At 49.1% G+C, this 1,478-nt stretch carries 9 tRNA genes and 3 rRNA genes; all 12 read left to right on the top strand.

The features are described from left to right. A 23S ribosomal RNA gene (locus GLW08_RS21525) occupies positions 1–126 on the top strand; the annotation flags it as partial. A 196-nt stretch (positions 127–322) separates the two neighbouring features. After that, positions 323–438: ribosomal RNA gene (gene rrf, locus GLW08_RS21520) — 5S ribosomal RNA — on the top strand. Between the two features lie 10 nt (positions 439–448). Beyond that, positions 449–524 (top strand) — tRNA-Val (locus GLW08_RS21515). A 7-nt stretch (positions 525–531) separates the two neighbouring features. Beyond that, a tRNA-Thr gene (locus GLW08_RS21510) sits at positions 532–607 on the top strand. Positions 608–632: 25 nt separating this feature from the next. Beyond that, positions 633–708: transfer RNA gene (locus tag GLW08_RS21505), tRNA-Lys, on the top strand. A 13-nt stretch (positions 709–721) separates the two neighbouring features. Then, a tRNA-Leu gene (locus GLW08_RS21500) sits at positions 722–806 on the top strand. 12 nt (positions 807–818) lie between these two features. Then, positions 819–893, top strand: a tRNA-Gly gene (locus GLW08_RS21495). A gap of 13 nt (positions 894–906) precedes the next feature. Beyond that, a tRNA-Leu gene (locus GLW08_RS21490) sits at positions 907–996 on the top strand. Between the two features lie 19 nt (positions 997–1,015). Beyond that, positions 1,016–1,092 (top strand) — tRNA-Arg (locus GLW08_RS21485). A 5-nt stretch (positions 1,093–1,097) separates the two neighbouring features. Continuing rightward, positions 1,098–1,174: transfer RNA gene (locus GLW08_RS21480), tRNA-Pro, on the top strand. Positions 1,175–1,179: 5 nt separating this feature from the next. After that, a tRNA-Ala gene (locus GLW08_RS21475) sits at positions 1,180–1,255 on the top strand. Between the two features lie 112 nt (positions 1,256–1,367). Continuing rightward, a 16S ribosomal RNA gene (locus GLW08_RS21470) occupies positions 1,368–1,478 on the top strand; the annotation flags it as partial.

Here is a 1,478-nt window from a genome sequence, read left to right as displayed (position 1 = left end):
AAGATGAGATTTCCCATCATTTTAAATGAGTAAGATCCCTTGTAGACGACAAGGTTGATAGGTCCGAGGTGGAAGCGTGGTGACACGTGCAGCTGACGGATACTAATAGATCGAGGACTTAACTAAACACGAAAAGCGCAGGCGACTGCTTCGGCAGTCGCTGGAGCTCGAACCCGAAAAGGCGCACCAACCATTCGATGTCTCATTCTTATCTAGTTTTGAAGGTACTACCTTCAAAAAATTTAAATAACCCCTTGATTTTTTCCGCAAGGAACAATATAATATATCTTGTCCTTGAAATTGAGGGAAACACATTACATAGTCTGGCGGTTTTGGCGAAGAGGTCACACCTGTTCCCATGCCGAACACAGAAGTTAAGCTCTTCAGCGCCGATGGTAGTCGGGGTTTCACCCCCGCAAGAGTAGGACGCCGCCAGGCATTTATATTTGGAGGATTAGCTCAGTTGGGAGAGCACTTGCCTTACAAGCAAGGGGTCACTGGTTCGAGCCCAGTATCCTCCACCATTTTTACGCCGACCTGGCTCAACTGGCAGAGCAACTGACTTGTAATCAGTAGGTTGGGGGTTCGAGTCCCTCGGTCGGCACCATTAATTCATTAAATCTTGAAATGAAGAGCCATTAGCTCAGTTGGTAGAGCATCTGACTTTTAATCAGAGGGTCGGAGGTTCGAATCCTCCATGGCTCACCAATATACACACTTAGCGGGTGTGGCGGAATTGGCAGACGCGCTAGACTTAGGATCTAGTGTCTCTTGACGTGGGGGTTCAAGTCCCTCCACCCGCACCATAAATTTAATATGCGGAAGTAGTTCAGTGGTAGAACACCACCTTGCCAAGGTGGGGGTCGCGGGTTCGAATCCCGTCTTCCGCTCCATTATAAAGTCCTTGCCGGGGTGGCGGAATTGGCAGACGCACAGGACTTAAAATCCTGCGGTAGGTCTTCTACCGTGCCGGTTCGAGTCCGGCCCTCGGTACCATTTAATTTGCCTAAAAATAGCGCCCGTAGCTCAATTGGATAGAGCGTCTGACTACGGATCAGAAGGCTAGGGGTTCGACTCCTCTCGGGCGCACCATTATACGGGAAGTAGCTCAGCTTGGTAGAGCACATGGTTTGGGACCATGGGGTCGCAGGTTCGAATCCTGTCTTCCCGACCATTTATGGGGCCTTAGCTCAGATGGGAGAGCGCCTGCTTTGCACGCAGGAGGTCAGCGGTTCGATCCCGCTAGGCTCCACCAAATAAACATTTGATCTTTGAAAACTGAACAAAACAACTTGTAAACAACCTGTTAATTTTTTAACGAATTAGCCAGTAATCATTTTGAATGATGCAAAGGCGAACTTCTTCATTTTATGGAGAGTTTGATCCTGGCTCAGGACGAACGCTGGCGGCGTGCCTAATACATGCAAGTCGAGCGCGTGAAGCAACATGATCCCTTCGGGGTGATTGTTGTGGATCGA

It is taken from the genome of Pontibacillus yanchengensis, assembly GCF_009856295.1.
Taxonomy (GTDB): Bacteria; Bacillota; Bacilli; order Bacillales; family BH030062; genus Pontibacillus; species Pontibacillus yanchengensis_A.
The sequence above is the reverse complement of the archived record's forward strand: the minus strand, read 5'-3'. Positions and strand labels throughout refer to the sequence as shown.